1 pseudogene is annotated in these 1,109 nt (G+C 72.0%); it reads right to left on the reverse strand.

The annotated features are described in order from the left end of the window. Positions 1–1,074: pseudogene (locus LP52_RS25445) on the reverse strand (hypothetical protein); the annotation flags it as partial. Positions 1,075–1,109 lie beyond the last annotated feature (35 nt).

Here is a 1,109-nt window from a genome sequence, read left to right on the forward strand (position 1 = left end):
GGTCTGCTGCCCGGGACGGTCCCCGACACCCTCCAGGTGCCGCGTCTGGACGTCGACATCCACCTCGGCGCCGCGGGTATCGGCGTCGGCGTCGGCGTCGGCGCCGCCGCCGGCCTTGCGCGAGCCCTGGACCAGCCCCTTGACCACCCCGGCGCCCACGAACATGCTGCCGATGTTCAACACGCTCTGCGTGATCACATAGCCCGGCCGGTCGCCCCACTCGCGCCAGGGCACGATCGCGTGGGCGAACTCCGTCCACCCCGTGGAGACGTTGCCCCACCACTGGCCCAGGGAGCCCACGCCCCAGCCGTCCTCCCCGTAGAACCCGGTCAGGCTGCCCAGCCCGTTGAGCATGTCGCCGTAGTTGCTCTTGAGGTTGTCGCCCCACGCGCCCCACGAACCCACGCCCCAGCCGTCCTCGCCGTGCAGGCCGACGAGGCCGCCGACGTCCTCGGCGATGCCCACGCCGAAGTCCTTGACCCCGTCCCAGGCGTCCTCGTACCAGGGCGCGTCGTGCTCCTGCGGCGTGATCCAGGGGGTCTCGACTCCCTGCAGCGCCTCGCCGGTGCCGTGGGCCCGCTCCCCGGCCCCGGCCGAGCCGTCCCCGTCCGCGGCGACGAACGTGGTGCCGCCGAACAGCGAGGTGATCGCGTTGGCGCAGTCCCGCTCGGCGCGCTGGTACTCGAAGACCGCCTGCAGGATGTCGTTGTTGAGCCGGTCCAGCTCCTCGACCTGGTCCTCGTCCTCGCGCCAGTCGTCGTCGCCGGCGATGGTGTCCTGGAAGTCCTCGGCGTCGGCCTTGAGCGCGGCGAGGCGGGCCTTGATGGGCCGCACCTCCTCGGCGAAGGTGATCAGCGCGTCGCCCACCGAGGTCACGGCCTCGTCGAAGTCGTCGCCCGTGGTCGCCACCGGGGCGATCGAGGCGAACAGGGTCTGCGCCTCCGGGGCGGTGTAGACGCCTTCGAGTCCCTGCCAGGCGGAGGTGATGTCCTGGCCGGCCTGCGCGACGTCGGTGCCGTCGCTCTTGAGGTTCTTCCCGGCGCTGTCGACCGCGTCGCAGTCGACCTGGGGCACGGGCACGTCCTCGGGACTGACCACCTTCTCACTCA

The sequence above is a fragment of the Streptomonospora alba genome, assembly GCF_000826685.1.
GTDB classification, from domain to species: Bacteria; Actinomycetota; Actinomycetes; order Streptosporangiales; family Streptosporangiaceae; genus Streptomonospora; species Streptomonospora alba.